The sequence below is a fragment of the Streptomyces sp. NPDC002671 genome (genome assembly GCF_053592475.1).
Map to the genome: position 1 here is coordinate 1 of NZ_JBSFVU010000136.1, position 3727 is coordinate 3727.

Consider the following 3727-nt stretch of genomic DNA (forward strand, 5'->3'; position numbering starts at 1 on the left):
CCACGAGCCTGATGTCCCGGCAGGTCGCCTACTGGCGTGCGGCGCTGGCCGACGTCCCCGAAGAGCTGACACTGCCCTACGACCATCCCCGGCCGTCGGTCCTCGGCAACCGTGGCCACGGTGCCCCGCTGGAGATCCCCGCGGACGTGCACGCCGGCCTCGTGGCGGCGGCCCGCGCCGAGGGCGTGACGGTGGCCATGTTGCTCCAGTCCGCCCTCGCGGTGCTGCTGTCCCGCCTCGGCGCGGGCACCGACATCCCCATCGGCACGCCTCACGCCGGACGCACCGACGAAGCCCTCGACGACCTGGTCGGGTTCTTCGTCAACACGCTGGTCCTGCGCACGGACCTGTCCGGGAATCCGAGGTTCACCGAGCTGTTCTCCCGCGTCCGGGAGACGGCGCTCGCGGCATACGGGAACCAGGACGTGCCGTTCGAGCGGTTGGTGGAGGAGCTCGCCCCGTCTCGCTCGCTGGCCCGGCACCCCCTGTTCCAGGTCACGCTGACGGTGCAGAACGGCGCCGACGCCGTCCTGGACCTGCCCGGCCTCGAGGCGGAGATGGGAACGGCCGGTGCGCCGGTGGCCAAGTTCGACCTGGACGTGAACGTCGGCGAGGTCTTCGACGCCGACGGCCGTCCCGCGGGGCTGCACGGTGTCCTGGTCGCCGCGGCGGACCTGTTCGAGGCAGACACCGTCCTACTGCTGGCGCAACGCTTCGGGAAGGTCCTGCACGCCCTGGCCGCCGACCCCACCGCACGCATCGGCGCCGTCGACATTCTCGACGAGACCGAGCGACGTCGCCTGGTGGTGGACTGGAACGACACGGCAGCCGAGGTCCCGCAGGCCACCGTGACGGAGCTGTTCGAGGCACAGGCGGCCCGTACCCCGGACGCGGTGGCGGTCGTCGCGGACGGGGTCGAGACGTCGTATGCGGAGCTGGATGCCCGTGCCGACCGGCTCGCGCACCACCTCGCGCGCCAGGGCGTGGGCCCTGAGTCGCTGGTGGGCGTGGTGCTGGAACGCGGCGTGGATCTCATGGTGGCAGTGCTCGGTGTGCTGAAGGCCGGGGCCGCCTACCTGCCCGTCGACCCCGCCTATCCCGCCGAACGGATCGCCCACATGCTGGACGACGCCGCACCGGCCGTCGTCCTCGTCGCCGCGGGCACCGTCGGCAGCGTTCCGGTCTCGGCCGCGGTGACGCTGATCGACGTGCCGGAGACGGTTGCCGCCTTGGCGGGCCAGTCGGTGGACACGTCGGTCGTGGAGAAGGGGGCGGACTCCCTCGCCCACCCGGCCTACGTGATCTACACGTCGGGGTCGACGGGCCGCCCCAAGGGCGTGGTGGTGTCGCACGCCGGTTTCGCGAACATGCGGGCGGCCGCCGTGGCGCGGTTCGAGGCGGGCCCTGGTTCGAGGGTGGCCCAGTTCGCCTCGCTGAGCTTCGACAACTTCTGCCTCGAGTGGTCGCTGGCGCTGACGTCGGGCGCGGCGCTGGTGGTGGTACCAGCCGAGCGGCGCCTCGGGCAAGAGCTGGCCGGGTTCTTCGCCGAGCAGCGGGTGACCCACGCGACGCTGCCACCCGCCGTCCTCGCCGGGCTCGAGCCCGGGTCGCTCGCCGAGGGCGTCGTCCTCGAGGTCGGCGGTGAGGCGTGCCCGCCGGAGCTGGTGGACCTCTGGTCGGCCGGGCGGGTGCTGTTCAACACCTACGGCCCGACGGAGACCACCGTCGATGCCACGGTGTGGCGGTGCGCCCCCGGTACGCGGGAGGTGTCGATCGGCTTCCCGGTCGGCAACGCGCGTGCGTACGTGCTCGACGAGTTCCTCTCCCCAGCACCCATCGGTGCGGTTGGCGAGTTGTACGTGGCGGGGGCGGGCCTGGCGCGCGGGTACCTGGGCCGACCCGACCTGACCGCGGACCGGTTCGTGGCCTGTCCGTTCGGTGCGTCCGGTGAGCGGATGTACCGGACCGGCGACCTGGTCCGCCGGGACGCGGACGGCCGCCTGGTGTTCGTGGGCCGCGCCGACGAGCAGGTCAAGGTCCGCGGCTTCCGCATCGAGCTGGGTGAGGTGCAGGCCGTCGTCGCCGCGTACCCGTTGGTGACCCGGGCCGCTGTCGTCGTCCGCGAGGACGAGCCCGGGGACCCGCGTCTGGTGGCCTACGTGGTGCTGGGCGAGGGCCCGCTCAGCGGTGAACCAGCTCAGGAGATACGCCGGTTCGTCACCGAGCGGTTGCCGCAGTACATGGTGCCGTCGGCGATCGTGTTGTTGGACGAGCTGCCGCTGACGAGCAACGGCAAGCTGAACGGCAAGGCGCTGCCCGCGCCCGAGTACACCACCGGCAGTGGCCGTGGCCCCTCCTCGGTCCGTGAGGAGATCCTGTGCGCGGTGTTCGCCGAGGTTCTCGGTCTGGACGGCGTCGGCGTCGACGACGACTTCTTCGCCCTCGGTGGCCACTCCCTGCTCGCGGTCCGCCTGGTGGAGGTGGTGCGCAGCCGGGGCGTGTCCGTCTCGGTGCGAGCGCTGTTCCAGACCCCGACGGTGGCCGGGCTGGCCGCGTCCGCGTCCAGGGCGGAGGGCGTGGTCGTACCGCCGAACCTGATCCCGGAGGACGCGCGGGCGATCACGCCGGAGATGCTGCCCTTGGTCGATCTGACCGCCGAGGAGATCGAACGGGTCGTGGCCACCGTCGAGGGCGGCGCGGCGAACGTCGCCGACATCTACCCTCTCGCCCCTCTCCAGGAGGGTCTGCTCTTCCATCACCTGCTCGCCGACGGCGGCGAGGACGCCTACGTCACGCCGACGGTCGTCGAGTTCGCCTCGCGCGATCTGCTGGACGACTATGTGCGCGCGCTCCAGCAGGTGGTGGACCGGCATGACATCCTGCGGACCGGGATCGTGTGGGAGGGCCTGCGCGAGCCGGTGCAGGTGGTACGGCGCCGTGCCGAGCTGCCCGTCGAGGAGGTCCTGCTCGGCCCGGAGAGCACGGACCCGGTGACCGAACTGGTCGCACGGGCCGGTATGGCGATGGACCTGCGGCGGGCTCCGCTGGTCGACGCGCATCTGGCCGCCGATCCCGGCTCCGGCCGGTGGCTCGCGCTGTTCCGCGTCCACCACATGGTGCAGGACCACACCGGCCTGGAACTCGTGCTCGACGAGGTAGGGACATTCCTCGCCAGCCGGGGCGACACACTGCCCGAGCCGTTGCCCTTCCGTGACTTCGTCGCCCAGGCGCGCGGCGGGGTCGAACGGGCGGATCACGAGCGCTTCTTCGCTGATCTGCTGGGCGACGTCGACGAGCCGACCGCCCCGTACGGGCAGCTCGACGCGCTCGGGGACGGCTCCGGCGTGGAACGGGCACGGCTGCGTTTCGCGCCGGAACTGGAAAGCCGGTTCCGGGAGACCGCGCAGCGGCTGGGCGCGAGCCCGGCCACGGTGATGCACGTGGTGTGGGCGCGGGCCCTCGCCGCGATCAGCGGCCGGAACGACGTCGTCTTCGGCACCGTGCTTCTCGGACGCCTGAGCGCGGCGGCCGGCGCCGACCGGGTGACGGGTCCCTTCATCAACACCCTTCCGGTACGGGTGCGAGTGAACGACATGGCGCCGCGGGCGGCGGTCGCCGCGATGCGCGACCACCTCGCTGTCCTGCTGGAGCATGAGCATGCGCCGCTCGCCCTGGCGCAGCAGGCCAGCGGTGTGCCGGGTGATACGCCGTTGTTCACGTCGCTGTT

General features: G+C 72.2%; 1 protein-coding gene. It reads left to right on the top strand.

All coding sequences use genetic code 11. From position 1 onward, the window contains the following. The coding region (locus tag ACWD35_RS45140; RefSeq protein ID WP_451357124.1) for a non-ribosomal peptide synthetase at positions 1-3727 on the top strand (3727 nt) is incomplete at both ends.